Here is a 14,024-nt window from a genome sequence, read left to right on the forward strand (position 1 = left end):
CGACCGCGGGCTCAGACCGAGAACTCGAAGAGGTCGTCGCCGACGTGGTGGATTGACTCGACGACCTTGCCGGAGTCGCCGACGAGGTCGGCCCCGTCTTCGAGCGCGCGACCCACGGCGAGCACCTTGCCGTGGGTCTCCTCCGCGATGACGACCAGGTCGCCCGCCTCGATGGTGTCGTCGGCCTCGGTGATGCCGGGGCGCATCACGTCGGCCCCGCCGGAGACGAACGAGACCGCGCCCGCGTCGACCGTGACGACGTTCGTCGTCGGCGGGAACTGGTTCGCACCCTTGACCGTGAGAAACGGCTGGTCGTCGACGTACATGACCGCCGGCTCGCCGTCGACGAGGACGACCTCGTAGTCGGCGTCGGCGAACTCGACCGCCTCGAACGCGTCGCCGTCGAGGGCGACGCCGAGGGACGATTCGATGGAGTCGCACAGCGCGTCGATCTCGTCGCTTCGGAGGTGGTGGCGGGACTTGACCTTCATACCGGGTCGTGGACGCTCGCGGCCGATAAATCGACCGCTCCGCGTCGAGTGGGCGGCGGCGACCGACTGCCGGCGACCGACCGCTGACGACTGACGACCGACCGCCGCGAGGCGAACCGAGCCGAACCGGCGTCCGACGCGCGTCAGACTGTGTCGGGGTAAACTGCTAAGTACGATTGGGTCCACACCAACGATATGTGGCGCTCCCGGACGAACCGGGACCGGAAGCGCGTCGTGTGCATCGCATGCGGTGACGCGGTCCTCCGGTCGGCGGCGCGCGAGTACGACAAAGAGGGGAACCGCTGGGAACGACACGGCAAGCGGTTCGAACACCTCTGTAAGTCCTGTTACCGCGGACTCTGTCACCAGCCCCGCGAGGAGCTCGAAGGCCTCCTCGTCGACATCGAAGAACACGGCATCACCAACGAGGAGTTCCTGCTTCGCTACTTCGACGCGGTCAAAGAGCGGTACGAGTCCCCCGGCGAGCGCGGGCGCTGAAGACGGGTTCGTCGGCCCGTCGCCGGTTCGCGCAAACGCGCGCTGACGAGTGATATCAATTCTCGTCCGTCGCGGCTCGTGCCCGACACTCATTTCTCCCTGCCCCGTCTAGTCGGGGCTATGTCAGACGACGCGCAGGCGTACGCCGGGACCGCCGAAGGGCAAGGACCGGTGGAGATAGACGCCGAACTCGCGCGACACCTCCAGAACAAGCGCGAGGACCTGTTCGAGGAGTTCGAGATTCGTGACGCGTTCCCACCGGAAGTCCTCTCGGAGGCGCGTGCGCGCACCGACGGCGTCCACGAGGAGATCGAAGACGAGCTCGAACACCGCAAAGACCTCCGAGACCTCACGACGTGGACGACCGACCCCGTCGACGCCCAGGACTTCGACGACGCCCTGAGCATCCGCGAGAACGAGGAGACGTACACGCTGTGGGTCCACATCGCCGACGTGACCCACTACGTCCATCCCGGCTCTGAGATGTGGGCCGAGGCCGTCAAGCGCGGCAACACCGTCTACCTCCCCGCCTACACCATCCACATGCTCCCGCCGGCGCTGGCCGAGACAGTCTGTTCTCTCGTCCCCGAGGAGGACCGCCTCGCCCACACCGTCGAGATGGAGATCAAGAAGGACACGCTCTCGTTCGAGACCATCGACATCTACAAGTCCGTCATCCACTCCAACGAACGGCTCACCTACACGCAGTGTGAAAACCGGCTGGAAGACCCCGGCCTCCCCCTCCACGAGGAGAACTCCCTCGTCTTCGACCTCGCCGACCAACTCCACGAACAGCGCAAGGAAGACGGCTCGCTGGTCCTCAACCCGAGCCGGGACCGCGCCCACACCATCATCGAGGAGTGCATGCTGAAGGCGAACAAGGCCGTCACGCACGAACTCATGTGGAACCGCGGCGTCGAGGCGATGTACCGCGTCCACCCGCAACCGACCCCCGACCAGTGGGACAAGGCGCTCCGCGAAATCACCGAGCTCGACGGCGTGAGCATCCAGTCCACGTCGTGGGACGAACCCCGAAAGGCCGTCAACGACGCCTTGGAGAGCGCGAACTCCCGCACGCTCAACAAGATTCAGCGCGCCGTGCTGAAGGTGATGCCCCGCGCGAAGTACATGAACGACCCCTTCGGCGGCCACTACGCGCTCAACTTCGACATCTACGGCCACTTCACCTCGCCCATCCGGCGGCTGTCGGACCTCATCAACCACTGGATCGTCCACGAGAACGACGTGCCCGAGGACCTCGTCGAACTCTGCGACCGCGCCTCGGACCGGCAGAAGGACGCCGAGACGGCCGAGCGGCTCTACAAGCAGTTCCTCCAAGAGGTCGGCTTGGACCCCTACGCGGTCAACAACCGCGGTATCGTCACCGTCGACGACGACGGCGAGGTCATCGACGAAAACGGCCTCCCGCCGCGCGAGTAACCGCGCGGTCGCTCCCGTTCGACCGACTCGTTTTTGACGGACAGCGCCGACAGGAGTCCACCAGCCGATGCCGACGAGCCGACCGCAGAGCGACAGATTCGACTAACCGAGGTGTCGAAACGGTGGCCTTCGCTCCCTCGCCGCGACCGTCTACTCCTCCTGTTTGTGCGTGAACAGCAGCACGTCGCCGTCGTGTTGTGTCACACAGAGGTCGAGCAGCATGCTCAGTTCGAGGCTGTTGTAGTCGTTCTCGCAGACGACCAAGTCGTCGAACGGCTTCTCGCACGCCGGACAGGCGATAGAGACGGTGTTCTGGTAGGTGGTGACGCCGCCGCTGGACTCGTAGGGCGTGAGCGACGACCGGAGTTCGTCGAGTTCCTCGTCGTTCATGAACGTGTTGTGCGCGGGGCGTGCGTATAATTCTTCACGGTCGGACACCGACCGCGGTTAGACGCGACTCACGAATACGGCTCACGATTCTTGACTCACGACTGCCCCGCGTCGTCCAACCCGCAGACCCACCGGAAGTGCGGGTGAACCCACGACAGTCCCGCGGCGTTGGCTTCGACCCACGACGACGGGTCGCTCAGCCGACGCGACAACACCTCCGCGCGCTCCTCGTGGGTCCCCTCGCGGTCGAACGGTATCAGTTCGAGCGTCCGCGACGCGGGATTGAAAAAGACCGCCCGCTCGGTGGCCGCGTCGAGTCCGACCAGCCGCGAGCCGTTGGCGTCTCTCTGGAGGAGCGCCTGCGCCATCCGGTGTTGGTGGACCCCGCGGCGCGTCTCGCGGAGTTTCGAAACGATGGCTCGAAAGAGGGCCGTCGGGTCCGACGGGGGATCGCCTCGTCGTGTTTCCATACCGACGCCCTCGGAGCGAGACGGTAAGAGGGTCCGCCATGAGCGGAGTGAAAGTGTCGGGTTCGGCGGAAGTGAAGGGCCCGCTCGATAGTCGATGACGCTACGGAGAGTACCGCTTGAACAGCGGGACGAACGGTTTGAGAAGGACGAGTCCGACTCCAAGAACGACGTACAGCGTCGCTTCATCCGGGAGACCGAACTGACGGAGGCCCAGCGTAACCCCGAGCGTGAGGAGAACGTAAACCCAAAAGACCGCGATGACCGGTCCGTACCCCTGGACCGACGCCGGTGTCTCGAACACTGGTCACTCTTGACGTGTAGTTGCTGAAAGTCTTGTGTCAGAACGGGCGTGGTAGTCGGTTCCGGTACCTTGGTAGATGAACGCGTACACCACGAAGCCAACTACGACTAAAGGCGACAGCCACCACAGACGCCATACACTTACTTGTCGCCAGTTCAACATCAGATTGACGAATGGCCCTCGCTTGGCGCGTCAGGTTGGTTCTCTGTGTCCTCCTCGTCGCCGGCTGTGCCGGTGGCCCCAGTTCAACTGCGACGACGACCGACGGAACACCGACGACCACGCTAACGACCACCCCGATACCGACTGACAACTCAACGCCAACCAACGAGACGCCGACGGCCGGCGACCCGGCGTACGGGACCGAGTTCGTCTCAGTCTCGAAACTGGAGAACGGAAGTCGAGTCGAGACGTGGCCCGATAACAAAACCGTCCGCTTCGAGAACCTCTCCGAATCGCGGAAAGCGGTGTTTCGGGACGCGATTGACGGCCGAGTTACGTTCGGGCCCGACGAGGAGAATCCGTTCGCGTTCAGCGATTCTGACCGACCCGAACTCGTCCGGTACGAGGGAGAGTGGTACTTCGTTCGGGTCGCGATTGTGTAGCCGCGAACGCTACAGCTCAGTATTCGTCACGGTGGGTGGCGTCACGAAAATAGCAGTAGCTCAGTCCGTGAGACGTATATGATAATTTTAAAACATTTCTTTGCGTGTGATTATAGTATGGAATCCCCTCCAAAAGACTTCATGCAGGGGCGGTCCAGCGCATGGTCCAGTAAATTTGGACTGATAATTATTTCGCTACCCCCTATTGGATTCTCTGCGGTCGTATCACGGTTTCTTGGTGTCAACTCACCAAATTCAATCGTTGAACTCTTCTATTTTCTAAGCACGTTCTGCACCGTACTTCTCATATCAATGTTCAGTACGTACTTCGTGGCATATCAACTCGGCATGGGACAGAAATGAGAAACTGGACGTGCATCTGTCCGCAACGCAGTAGTGACTCGTCGGACCCCTAAGTTACGACTCGCTGGGTTGCGTCGCGAAAATGGTAGTGGACTCGCGGGGATTTGAACCCCGGGCCTCTTCCTTGCGAAGGAAGCGATCTGCCACTGATCTACGAGCCCTCATTCCCACGGAGTCGTGGGATACACTTATACCCTATGTTTTGTCCGCGGCCGGGCATGCGATAGCATCCCGTTCCGTCGGGCGATTCTGCGGACGTCTGCTCGCGCGTCGAACGGAAGTGAGATGACACGCGCCTTAGCGCTGAAGGTCAGCTCGGAGGCAGAGTCCTCCGGACGCGCGCCTCGACAGCCGCGAGTGTGACGGGCGGGCCGTCACGAACGGGCGGTCCGTAGGTCCGGACAGCGCCGTCGTTAGTCTTCGAGGACGATCTCGATGCTGACGTCGTTCGGAACCTGAACGCGCATCAGCTGGCGCAGAGCGCGTTCGTCAGCGTCGAGGTCGATGAGACGCTTGTGGACGCGCATCTCCCAGTGCTCCCACGTCGCCGTCCCCTCACCGTCAGGCGATTTGCGGGCGGGGACTTCGAGCGTTTTCGTGGGCAGCGGGATCGGCCCGCTGAGGTTGACGCCCGTCTTGTTCGCGATCTCGCGGACGTCGTCGCAGATATCGTCGAGGTCTTCCGGACTCGTGCCGGCGAGCCGAACGCGTGCCTGTTGCATCGTTATCGCTCGTTGACTTCGAGCACTTTGCCGGCCGCGATGGTCTGACCCATGTCACGGACAGCGAAGCTGCCGAGCTCCGGAATCTCGGAGGACGGCTCGATGCTGAGCGGCTTCTGCGGACGGACGGTCACGATAGCGGCGTCGCCGGACTTGATGAAGTCCGGGTTCTCCTCAGCAACCTCGCCCGACGCGGGGTCGAGCTTCTGGTCGATCGACTCGATGGTACACGCGACCTGCGCCGTGTGGGCGTGGAAGACCGGCGTGTAGCCAGCGGTGATGACCGAGGGGTGCTGCATGACGACGACCTGCGCCTTGAACGTCTCGGCGACCTTCGGCGGGTCGTCAGCCGGGCCACAGACGTCGCCGCGGCGGATGTCGTCCTTGCCGACGCCACGAACGTTGAAACCGACGTTGTCGCCAGGTCCGGCCTGGTCGACTTCCTCGTGGTGCATCTCGACGGTCTTGACCTCGCCGCCGACGTCAGAGGGCTGGAAGCTCACGTTGTCGCCGGGGTTGAGGGTACCCGTCTCGATACGGCCGACCGGGACCGTACCGATGCCGGAGATGGTGTAGACGTCCTGGATGGGCAGGCGCAGCGGCGCGTCCGTCGGCGGCTGCGGTGCCGGCAGGTTGTTGAGCGCTTCGAGGAGGATGTCGCCGTCGTACCACGACGTGTTGTCGGAGCGCTCGGCGATGTTGTCGCCCTCGAAGGCCGAAATCGGGACGTAGGTCGCGTCGTCGGAGTTGAAGCGGACCTGCTTGAGGAGCTTGTTGACCTGCTCCTTGACGTCCGTGTACTTGTCTTCGCTGTAGTCGACGACGTCCATCTTGTTGACCGCGATGATGAGTTCGCCGATGCCCAGGGTGCGGGCGAGGAAGACGTGCTCGCGGGTCTGCGGCGCGACACCGTCGTCGGCGGCGACGACGAGAACCGCGTTGTCAGCCTGCGAAGCACCGGTGATCATGTTCTTCACGAAGTCGCGGTGGCCAGGACAGTCGACGATGGTGAAGTAGAACTCGTCCGTGTCGAACTCCTGGTGGGCGATGTCGATGGTGACACCGCGCTCGCGCTCTTCGGCGAGGTTGTCCATGACGTAGGCGAATTCGAATCCGCCCTTGCCCTTCTCCTCGGCTTCCTCTCGGTGCTGCTCGATGACGTGCTCCGGGACGGAGCCGGTCTCGAACAGGAGTCGGCCGACGAGCGTACTCTTACCGTGGTCGACGTGGCCGATAATGGCCAGGTTCTGGTGGGGTTTGTCGCTCATTGGTGTGTTCACGCGCTAAGGCGCTCTGTGGGGAATGTTTTTGCTGAAACCCCTAAAACGATTTCGATACGCGCTACGGGCCGTCTAACCGCCGTACTGCGATTTGCGGAACCATACCACGGTCGCGGAAACGGAACGGCCGGTCGAGGTCGACTGTCAAAGAAAACGAGGGGCACAGGCTGTCTCCCGGCCTATTCGAGGCGAGACACGTCGGACAGAACGGCCGTCGCCGTCTCGGGACCGCCCGCGCCGCGGCCGCTGATGTTCAGTTGCCCCGCGTGTTTGGTCTCCAACTGGACGATGTTCTGCGTGCCCGTGACCGACAGCGCGGAGCCCTGCGGAATCAGCCGCGGCGCCACGCGAACCCCGTCGGCGGTCGCCTCGCCGATGAGGCGGACCGTCCGGCCGTCCTCGGCGGCGAGGTCGAGCGCCGTCCCCGGGACGTTGCGGATACCCTCGACCGCGGCGTCGTCGAGCGCGTACTCCGTCTCGCCGTCAGAGAGGACGTTCGCGAGGATGACGAACTTCAGCGCGGCGTCGATGCCGTCGACGTCGAAGGTCGGGTCGGCCTCCGCGACGCCGAGGTCCTGCGCCTCCGCGAGCACGTGCTCGTAGTCGAGTCCCTCGGCGGCCATCCGCGAGAGGATGAAGTTCGCCGTCCCGTTCAGCACGCCGCGCGCGGCGGTCACGTGCGGCGCGCCGAGGTCCGAGATGGTCGAGAGGATGGGAATCGCGCCGCCGACGGCCGCCTCGAACTGGACGGTCCCCTCGCTTTCGGCTTCGAGCGCGCGCAGGTCCGCGTAGCGCTCGGCGACCGGACCTTTGTTCGCCAAGACGACGTGGCGGTCGTCGCCCAAGGCGCGCTCGACGTGCGAGAAGCCGGGTTCGGCGTCGCCGAGCGTCGTCGGCGTCGCCTCCACCAGCACGTCGTAGTCGGCGTCGAACACCGCCGCGGGGTCCGCGTCGCCGACCACGCCCTCGCGTTCCTTGCGGTCGTGGACCGCGCTCGGGTCGAGTCCGGCGGGGTCGGCCACCGAGGACGACGAGTCCGCGAACGCGACGACGTCGTGGCCGTAGTCGCCCGCGAGGTCGAGCACCGAGCCGCCGACCGCGCCCGCGCCGAGCACGGCGAGTCTGAGGCTCATTGGGCCCCCTCCGCGAGCGGTTCGACGACGTGCAGTCCCTTCTCGGCGGCGAGGTCGCGAACGACCGCGAGCGTCTCGTCGACGCGGCCGGAGCGGACCGCGAGTCGGAGCCGGGCGCTCGACGCCTCGTCGGTCCCCTCGCGGGCGGACAGCGACAGGTCCTGAAGCGTCGCGTCAGCCGAGGACTCGATACGGTGGAGCGTGTCCGAGAGGTCGGAGTCGACGGTGTCACCCACGAGGATGACCATCACCTCCTCGCCGAAGTGCTCCGCGCCGGCGCGGATGACGTTGACGCCGGCGTCGCGGAGCGCGTCGACGATTCGCTCGAAGCGGTCGGGCGGGCATTCGAGGTCGACCTCCACGGGGATGTGTCCGCGCGGGGTCAGATTCCCCCGCTCGTGGAAGATAGAAAGCAGGTTACCGCCGTTGTCGGAGATGGGTTCGAGCGCGGCGAGAAGCTGTCCGGGCTCGTCGGCGAGTTCGAGCCGAATCGTGTGCGGTTTCGGCATCTCGCCGCTCCCGTCGGCCTCGGCGTCGTTCCCGCCGTCGAGGTCCTGTGCGCTCATCGCCCCACCCCCGCGGGCCGTCCCGACGCTGTTGTCCGCGACGCGCGGCTCGGTCGTGGTTTCGCGTCGTCGCGCCAGGAGTCGAGAGACGTGCCCTTACGCATATCTACCCGTGATTCGGCCACGCGGTATAAGCCTTCGCAGCCGACACGGTTTGCCGACGCCGAGGGCGTGCTGGCATGTGTCACGGACGGCGGTCGACCGCGAGCGCGACGGGGAGCGGCGAGTCGGTCGCGTAGCGACGAGACGAGAGAGACGCCGGCGGCGACACGGGAACCGGCCTGCGGCGACGCGAAGACGGGCCGACGAACCGGGGCTATGGCTGCCCGGGTGAAAAAACGAAAGAAGGCGCGACGGTCGCGCTTAGATGTAGTCGATAGCCTGCGAGAGTTCGAGCTTCATGCCCTTGCGCTCGCGGATCTCCATGATCTTCTCGCGCTGGAGGTTGTCCGAGAGCACGCGGAAGCCGGCGTTCTCCGTGTTCCAGGAGGCGCGGCCTTCCGTGGCCGAACGGATGTCCGACGAGAAGCCGATCATCTCTTCGACGGGCGCGATGCCCTCGATGACCATGAGGTCACCTTCCTGATACATGTCGTCGACGCGGCCGCGGCGACCCTGAATCTCGCCGGAGGCCGAGCCCATGTATTCGGAGGCGACGTCGATGCGGACGTTCTGGATGGGTTCGAGGAGCTTCACCTGACCCGCGATGAGCGAGCGGTGGACCGCGTCGCGCGTCGCAGGGATGACCTGGGCGGGACCGCGGTGGATGGTGTCCTCGTGGAGTCGCGCGTCGTGGAGGCGCAGGAGCGTCCCCTGGACGGGCTCCGCGGCGAGCGGACCGTCGTCGAGCGCCTCTTCGAGACCCTCGATGACGAGTTCCATCGTCTCGTTGAGGTGCTGGATACCCTTCGTGTCGTCGATGAGGATGTTCGTCCCGTGGATGTGTTCGACGTTCTGGGACGTGTCCTTGTCCATGCCGGCTTCCTGCAGCGCCTCGCGGCGCTCCAGTTCGGGCATGTCCATCGAGATTTCGCCGAGCTTGATGGAGTCGACGATGTCCTGCGAGAGGGGTTCCGCCGTGATGTAGAACTTGTTGTGGCGGTTCGGGGAGACGCCCTCGACCTCGTGGGACTGGCCCTGGACCTGCTCGCGGTAGACGACAATCGGCTCACCGGTGCGGACCGGAATGCCCTGGTTGTCGCGGATGCGCTGGGTGATGACTTCGAGGTGGAGCTCGCCCTGACCGGAGATGAGGTGCTCGCCCGTGTCCTCGTTGATCTCGATGCGGATGGTCGGGTCTTCCTTCGCGACCTGCTGGAGCGTCTGGATGAGCTTCGGCAGGTCGTCCATGCGCTCTGCCTCGACGGACTTCGTGATGACAGGCTCGGAGATGTGCTCGATGGACTCGAACGGCGTCATCTCGACGGAGGAGACGGTGGAACCGGCGATGGCGTCACGGAGGCCCGTGACGGCCGCGATGTTCCCCGCGGGGACGCCGCGGTCGAGCTCCTCGCGCTCGCCGCCCATGAACACACCGACGGACTGGACGCGGTTCTTGCCCGCGGTCCCGGAGACGTAGAGCTCCTGGCCCTTGCGGATGGTACCGGAGAAGAGGCGACCCGTCGCGATTTCGCCCGCGTGGGGGTCCATCGAGATGTCGGTCGCCATGAAGACGACTTCGCCGTCGTCGTCGACCTCGCGCATCTGGCGCGCGAGGTCGGACTCGGAGTCACCGCGCCAGACCGTCGGGATACGACGGGGCTGGGCGTCGAGCGGGTTGGGGAAGTGCTCCGCGACCATGTCGAGGACGACGTCCGAAAGCGGCGTACGCTCGTGGAGTTCCTGGCGGTCGCCACCGCGTTCGAGTTCCATGATGTCGCCGAAGGAGATGCCGGTCTCCTCCATCGACGGCATGGAGACGCCCCACTTGTAGAGGGCGGACCCGAAGGCGACGGTCCCGTCTTCGACGGAGACCGTCCAGTCGTAGTCCTTCTCCTCGGTCATCCCGCGGATGAGTTCGTTGACGTCGGAGATGACGTCGACGAGGCGCTTCTGCATCTCCTCGGGACCTTCCTGCAGCTCGTTGATGAGGCGGTCGACCTTGTTGATGAAAAGCGCCGGCTTGACGCCCTCTCGGAGCGCCTGACGCAGGACCGTCTCGGTCTGCGGCATGGCACCCTCGACGGCGTCGACGACGACGAGCGCGCCGTCGACGGCGCGCATCGCGCGCGTCACGTCGCCACCGAAGTCGACGTGGCCCGGCGTGTCGATGAGGTTGATGAGGTGGTTCTCGCCTTCCCATTCGTGGGTCATCGAGACGTTCGCGGCGTCGATGGTGATGCCGCGTTCCTGTTCGTCTTCCTTCGTGTCCATCGCGAGCTGCTGGCCGGCAGTCTCGTCAGAGATCATGCCCGCGCCCGCGAGGAGGTTGTCGGAGAGGGTCGTCTTACCGTGGTCGACGTGAGCGGCGATGGCGATGTTCCGGATCTGCTCCGGCTTGTCCATCAGTTTCTCACATTCCTGGACGATCTTCTTTCGTCGGCCCATTATACAGGGGTCTACCGGCAGGAGGGTCAAAAGAGTAGTGTTTTTGCCGAGCGGATTTCCCATTTTCAGCCGCCCTACCGCCGGGGTATGAGCATTTTTGTCACGATACCCGAGACTGTCCGCCGGACGCGAATCTCGTCGCCGCGGTCGGCGCAAGAGTCATGTTGGTTGATAACATTCCTCAACTTGAATGGACCTCCGAGTCGTCGGGGGCGCACCGGCAGACCCGTTCTTGAGCGCCGCCGACCTGTTCGAAACCGAGTTCGAGCTTTCGTACCCCGTGTTCGTGCGCGTGCGCGACGACCCCGATTCCCGCACGTGGGCCGGCCACTATCAGGACCACCACGTCCTCAACATCTCCCGGCAGGCCGCCACCAGCGCGATGGCCCGCGAGCTCGCGCTCCACGAGCTCTCGCACATGGCCCGAAACGAGGAGGGCCACGTCTCGCACTACCAGTCCACGCGCGAGGCTGTCTTTCTCGCCCTCGCGGGCCGGACCGTCGAGCGCCGAAAGCTCGCGCACTGCTACCAGATCGCCAACCACTGCAAGGACATCTACGCCGACGACCTGACGCTGTCTGTCGCGCCCGCGGACAAACTCGTCCAGTTCCTCGAATCGCAACTGGCCGCGGCGCTCGCCGACCGACCGCAGTCGCCCGCGCGGCCGGGCTCCCGACTCGTCACCGCGGGATCGGACCCCGAAATCACGGCCGTGAACGCCGCGTTCGCCCTCGCGCTCGTGGAACGGCACGACCTCGTCGAACCGGACCACCGGCTGTACGACCTCGCGCACGCCGCGGCCGACGACGCGCCGTCAGTGTCGCTCGACACGTTCAAAGAACAGTTCCGAACGCTCGCCGACGACCCCTCGAAAAGCGAGTACCGCCGGACGCTCGTGGACGTGGTGAAACACTACGTCGTCAACCCCGGAGTGGCGGCCGACTGAACGCCGCGCGACGATTGCGAGAAAGCGAGCGAACGGGCCGCGAGCCCGCAGTGCGGCGTCACCACTCGCCGCGGTGAAAAACGAAAGAGAGTGGAGAGATTACCGGGCCGCTTCGGCGACGCGCTCTTTCTCCTCTTTCTGGGAGATAGCGTACGTCTGGACGTCGTAGTCGGCCGCGCCGATGAGCTGTTGTGCGAGCGCCTCGGCGGCGGTGGTCGTGGACTTGTAGGAACCGCTGAGGGTACCCTGCGCGATGAACTTCAGCGCCTCGTCGACGCGGCGCTGCGGGGCGACGTCGACGGCCTGCGGGACCGAGATACCGCCGTACTTGAGGCGGACGGTCTCCTCGCGGGGACCGGCGTTCTCGACCGCGCGGATGAGCACCTGCACGGGGTTCTCCTCGGTGCGCTCGTTGACGATTTCGAACGCTTCCTTGACGATTTTGCTCGTCTTCTGTTTGTGTCCCGTGTTGTCCTCGGTCTGCATCAGGCGGTTGATGAGCCGCTCGACGATGCTGATCTCGGACTTCTGGAACTGCTTCGAGGCGTGACGACCCATCGTGTGGGCGATGGGCGTCGCCTTGATGTACCGGCTCATGCTGGGGTCGGTGTACTCCATCTCGGAGACGTCCCAGACGCCGAACAGAAGCGCGTTCTCTTTCGCTTCCTCGCTGCTCGCGGGGGACTCGGGCTCGGGTGCGTCGCTTTCCGACATGGTTAGCGCACCGGCTTTTCGGCGTTTCCGCGGACGAGTTCGATCATCGAGACGCCGTTGACCTTCTCGACCTTGTAGTTGACGCCCGAAAGGTCACCCATCGCGCGACCCTTCGCGCCGCCGATACCGGCGATGGTGACTTCGTCGTGCTCGTCGATGAACGAAATCGCGCCGTCACCGGGACAGAAGGCGGTGACCTGCTTTCCGTTCTTGATGAGCTGAACACGGACGCATTTCCGAATCGCCGAGTTCGGCTGCTTCGCTTCGATACCGACCTTCTCAAGGACGATGCCGCGACCCTGCGGGGCACCCTCAAGCGGGTCGGACTTCTTGCCGAGACCGCGCTCACGGCGCGCGTACTCAGAGTCGGACCAGCGGCGCTTCTGCCGGTCCTGCTTGAGCTTGCGCGCGGCGTATTTGCCGTTCGCCATAGTGAACAACAGTTCCAGATGGAGCTACTTAAGCCTCCCTTTTCGAATCCGGCGAGACGGCTTCAGGGGCGATTAGCGGCCCCTAAGGAGGAATCTGAGGTCGTTTCGTCGGTTCGAACGGCGGAACCTCCGCGTCGAAGAGCGACTAAACCGCCCGGAGACGGTGTCGTTTCGACCTCCGTGCGAACCGTCGCCACACCGGCCGTTTTCGCCCCCGTTCGACCGGGTCACTCGCCGCCGCGCTCGCCGACGAGGTCCACGTCGAGGCGACCGCTGAGCTCCCGTCCCGACGCCGGTCCGAGCGTCAGCCCCTCCTCGTCGAACCGTCGCTTGACCCGACGCCGGAACCCCGAGCGGACGTCGACGAGGCTCACGTCCATCGGCGAGGCGACCCAGAACTCCGCCTGCAACCCGACCGAACTCCCGGCGAATTCGAGGATGCGCGCGGTCGGCTCCGGCTCGTCCAGCACGCGGTCGTCCTCCCGCGCCGTCTCGACGAGTTCGCGGAGCGCCAGTTCCGTGTCGTCGGCGTACGCGACGTCGACGCGCTCGGTGATTCGGTAGCGCTCTCGGCCGTACGGTCGGGTGAGCGCGTTCGTCGTGAGCTCCGTGTTCGGCACCGAGATGGTCTCGTTGTTCACCGTCCGTACGCGCGTGACCCGGAAGTCGACCGCCTCGACGACGCCCTCGCCGCCGGGCCACGATATCCAGTCGCCGACGTTGAAGTCCGGGTCGGCCACGAGAAAGAGGCCGCTGATGAGCGCGCCGATGACCTCCTGTCCGGCGACGCCGACGACGAGCGTCAGCGCCGCGACGATGAGCGCCGTGTCGGTCAGGACCGACGCGTACCCCGCGCCGATGACGCCGGCGAGCGCGGCGACGACGATGACGACGGCGTGCGCGTAGGTCTCCGTCGCCGACTGCAGCGTCGGGTTGTTCCGGTTGCGGGAGCCGACGAGTCTCGTCACGGCGGGGACCACGAGCAGCCGACCGACGAGATAGACCGCGACCGCCGCGGCGGCGAACCCCGCGGTCGCGCTCGCGAGCTCCTCGTACTCGGAAAATCCCGTCGGGTCGAGCTGTCCGACCGCGACTCCGACAGACTGTCGTATCGGCGACATGCGTAG

General features: G+C 65.1%; 16 protein-coding genes and 1 tRNA gene. 4 read left to right on the forward strand and 13 right to left on the reverse strand.

The features are described from left to right. Positions 1-11: 11 nt before the first annotated feature. Entirely contained in the window at positions 12-491 is a 480-nt protein-coding gene (locus tag FY251_RS04275) for an RNA-binding protein (protein ID WP_148413621.1), read from the reverse strand. A 195-nt stretch (positions 492-686) separates the two neighbouring features. On the opposite strand from FY251_RS04275, the gene FY251_RS04280 reads away from it, so the two are divergent. Continuing rightward, the gene (locus FY251_RS04280) at positions 687-989 is read left to right on the forward strand and encodes a hypothetical protein (protein WP_148413622.1); all 303 of its coding nucleotides are present in this window, start codon (positions 687-689) and stop codon (positions 987-989) included. A 120-nt stretch (positions 990-1,109) separates the two neighbouring features. Continuing rightward, the gene (locus tag FY251_RS04285; RefSeq protein WP_148413623.1) at positions 1,110-2,429 is read left to right on the forward strand and encodes a ribonuclease R family protein; all 1,320 of its coding nucleotides are present in this window, start codon (positions 1,110-1,112) and stop codon (positions 2,427-2,429) included. Between the two features lie 150 nt (positions 2,430-2,579). Here the strand turns inward: FY251_RS04285 and FY251_RS04290 are convergent, their stop codons facing one another. The 3 genes from FY251_RS04290 to FY251_RS04300 all read right to left on the reverse strand — a co-directional run bounded on the left by FY251_RS04290 (position 2,580) and on the right by FY251_RS04300 (position 3,590). Continuing rightward, a complete protein-coding gene (locus tag FY251_RS04290; RefSeq protein WP_042663886.1) occupies positions 2,580-2,819 on the reverse strand; it encodes a hypothetical protein in 240 nt (79 codons plus the stop codon). Between the two features lie 95 nt (positions 2,820-2,914). Beyond that, the gene (locus FY251_RS04295) at positions 2,915-3,289 is read right to left on the reverse strand and encodes a hypothetical protein (RefSeq protein WP_148413624.1); all 375 of its coding nucleotides are present in this window, start codon (positions 3,287-3,289) and stop codon (positions 2,915-2,917) included. Positions 3,290-3,389: 100 nt separating this feature from the next. Next, the gene (locus FY251_RS04300) at positions 3,390-3,590 is read right to left on the reverse strand and encodes a hypothetical protein (protein WP_148413625.1); all 201 of its coding nucleotides are present in this window, start codon (positions 3,588-3,590) and stop codon (positions 3,390-3,392) included. Between the two features lie 173 nt (positions 3,591-3,763). Here FY251_RS04300 and FY251_RS04305 point away from each other — a divergent pair, with 173 nt between their 5' ends. Continuing rightward, on the forward strand, positions 3,764-4,195 hold the full coding sequence (locus FY251_RS04305) for a hypothetical protein (protein ID WP_148413626.1): 432 nt from the start codon (positions 3,764-3,766) through the stop codon (positions 4,193-4,195). Positions 4,196-4,647: 452 nt separating this feature from the next. Here FY251_RS04305 and FY251_RS04310 read toward each other — a convergent pair. From FY251_RS04310 to FY251_RS04335, 6 genes are all read right to left on the reverse strand, one after another. After that, a tRNA-Ala gene (locus FY251_RS04310) sits at positions 4,648-4,719 on the reverse strand. A 252-nt stretch (positions 4,720-4,971) separates the two neighbouring features. Further along, positions 4,972-5,280, reverse strand: a complete 309-nt coding sequence (rpsJ, locus tag FY251_RS04315) for a 30S ribosomal protein S10 (protein WP_004044563.1) — start codon at positions 5,278-5,280, stop codon at positions 4,972-4,974. 2 nt (positions 5,281-5,282) lie between these two features. Then, positions 5,283-6,548 carry a translation elongation factor EF-1 subunit alpha gene (gene tuf, locus FY251_RS04320; protein ID WP_042663874.1) on the reverse strand — a complete coding sequence of 422 codons (1,266 nt, stop codon included), beginning with the start codon at positions 6,546-6,548 and terminating at the stop codon, positions 5,283-5,285. Between the two features lie 191 nt (positions 6,549-6,739). Then, positions 6,740-7,693, reverse strand: a complete 954-nt coding sequence (locus tag FY251_RS04325) for a homoserine dehydrogenase (RefSeq protein WP_148413627.1) — start codon at positions 7,691-7,693, stop codon at positions 6,740-6,742. Continuing rightward, positions 7,690-8,259 carry an amino acid-binding protein gene (locus FY251_RS04330; RefSeq protein WP_148413628.1) on the reverse strand — a complete coding sequence of 190 codons (570 nt, stop codon included), beginning with the start codon at positions 8,257-8,259 and terminating at the stop codon, positions 7,690-7,692. Before FY251_RS04330 ends, FY251_RS04325 begins: the two co-directional genes overlap by 4 nt. Before the next feature lie 363 nt (positions 8,260-8,622). Next, on the reverse strand, positions 8,623-10,806 hold the full coding sequence (locus tag FY251_RS04335; protein WP_148413629.1) for an elongation factor EF-2: 2,184 nt from the start codon (positions 10,804-10,806) through the stop codon (positions 8,623-8,625). Positions 10,807-10,996: 190 nt separating this feature from the next. Between FY251_RS04335 and FY251_RS04340 the strand changes: the two genes are divergently transcribed. Next, positions 10,997-11,752: a DUF5781 family protein gene (locus FY251_RS04340; RefSeq protein ID WP_148413630.1), complete on the forward strand. Its 756-nt coding sequence runs from the start codon at positions 10,997-10,999 to the stop codon at positions 11,750-11,752. Between the two features lie 99 nt (positions 11,753-11,851). Here the strand turns inward: FY251_RS04340 and FY251_RS04345 are convergent, their stop codons facing one another. From FY251_RS04345 to FY251_RS04355, 3 genes are all read right to left on the reverse strand, one after another. Beyond that, on the reverse strand, positions 11,852-12,466 hold the full coding sequence (locus FY251_RS04345; protein WP_042661920.1) for a 30S ribosomal protein S7: 615 nt from the start codon (positions 12,464-12,466) through the stop codon (positions 11,852-11,854). Between the two features lie 2 nt (positions 12,467-12,468). Beyond that, positions 12,469-12,897: a 30S ribosomal protein S12 gene (locus FY251_RS04350; protein ID WP_004044570.1), complete on the reverse strand. Its 429-nt coding sequence runs from the start codon at positions 12,895-12,897 to the stop codon at positions 12,469-12,471. Positions 12,898-13,124: 227 nt separating this feature from the next. Beyond that, positions 13,125-14,018 (reverse strand): mechanosensitive ion channel family protein, encoded by an 894-nt coding sequence (locus FY251_RS04355; RefSeq protein ID WP_148413631.1) that lies wholly within the window; start codon positions 14,016-14,018, stop codon positions 13,125-13,127. Positions 14,019-14,024: the final 6 nt, after the last annotated feature.

The organism is Haloferax sp. KTX1 (assembly GCF_902410085.1).
Classification (GTDB): Archaea; Halobacteriota; Halobacteria; order Halobacteriales; family Haloferacaceae; genus Haloferax; species Haloferax massiliensis.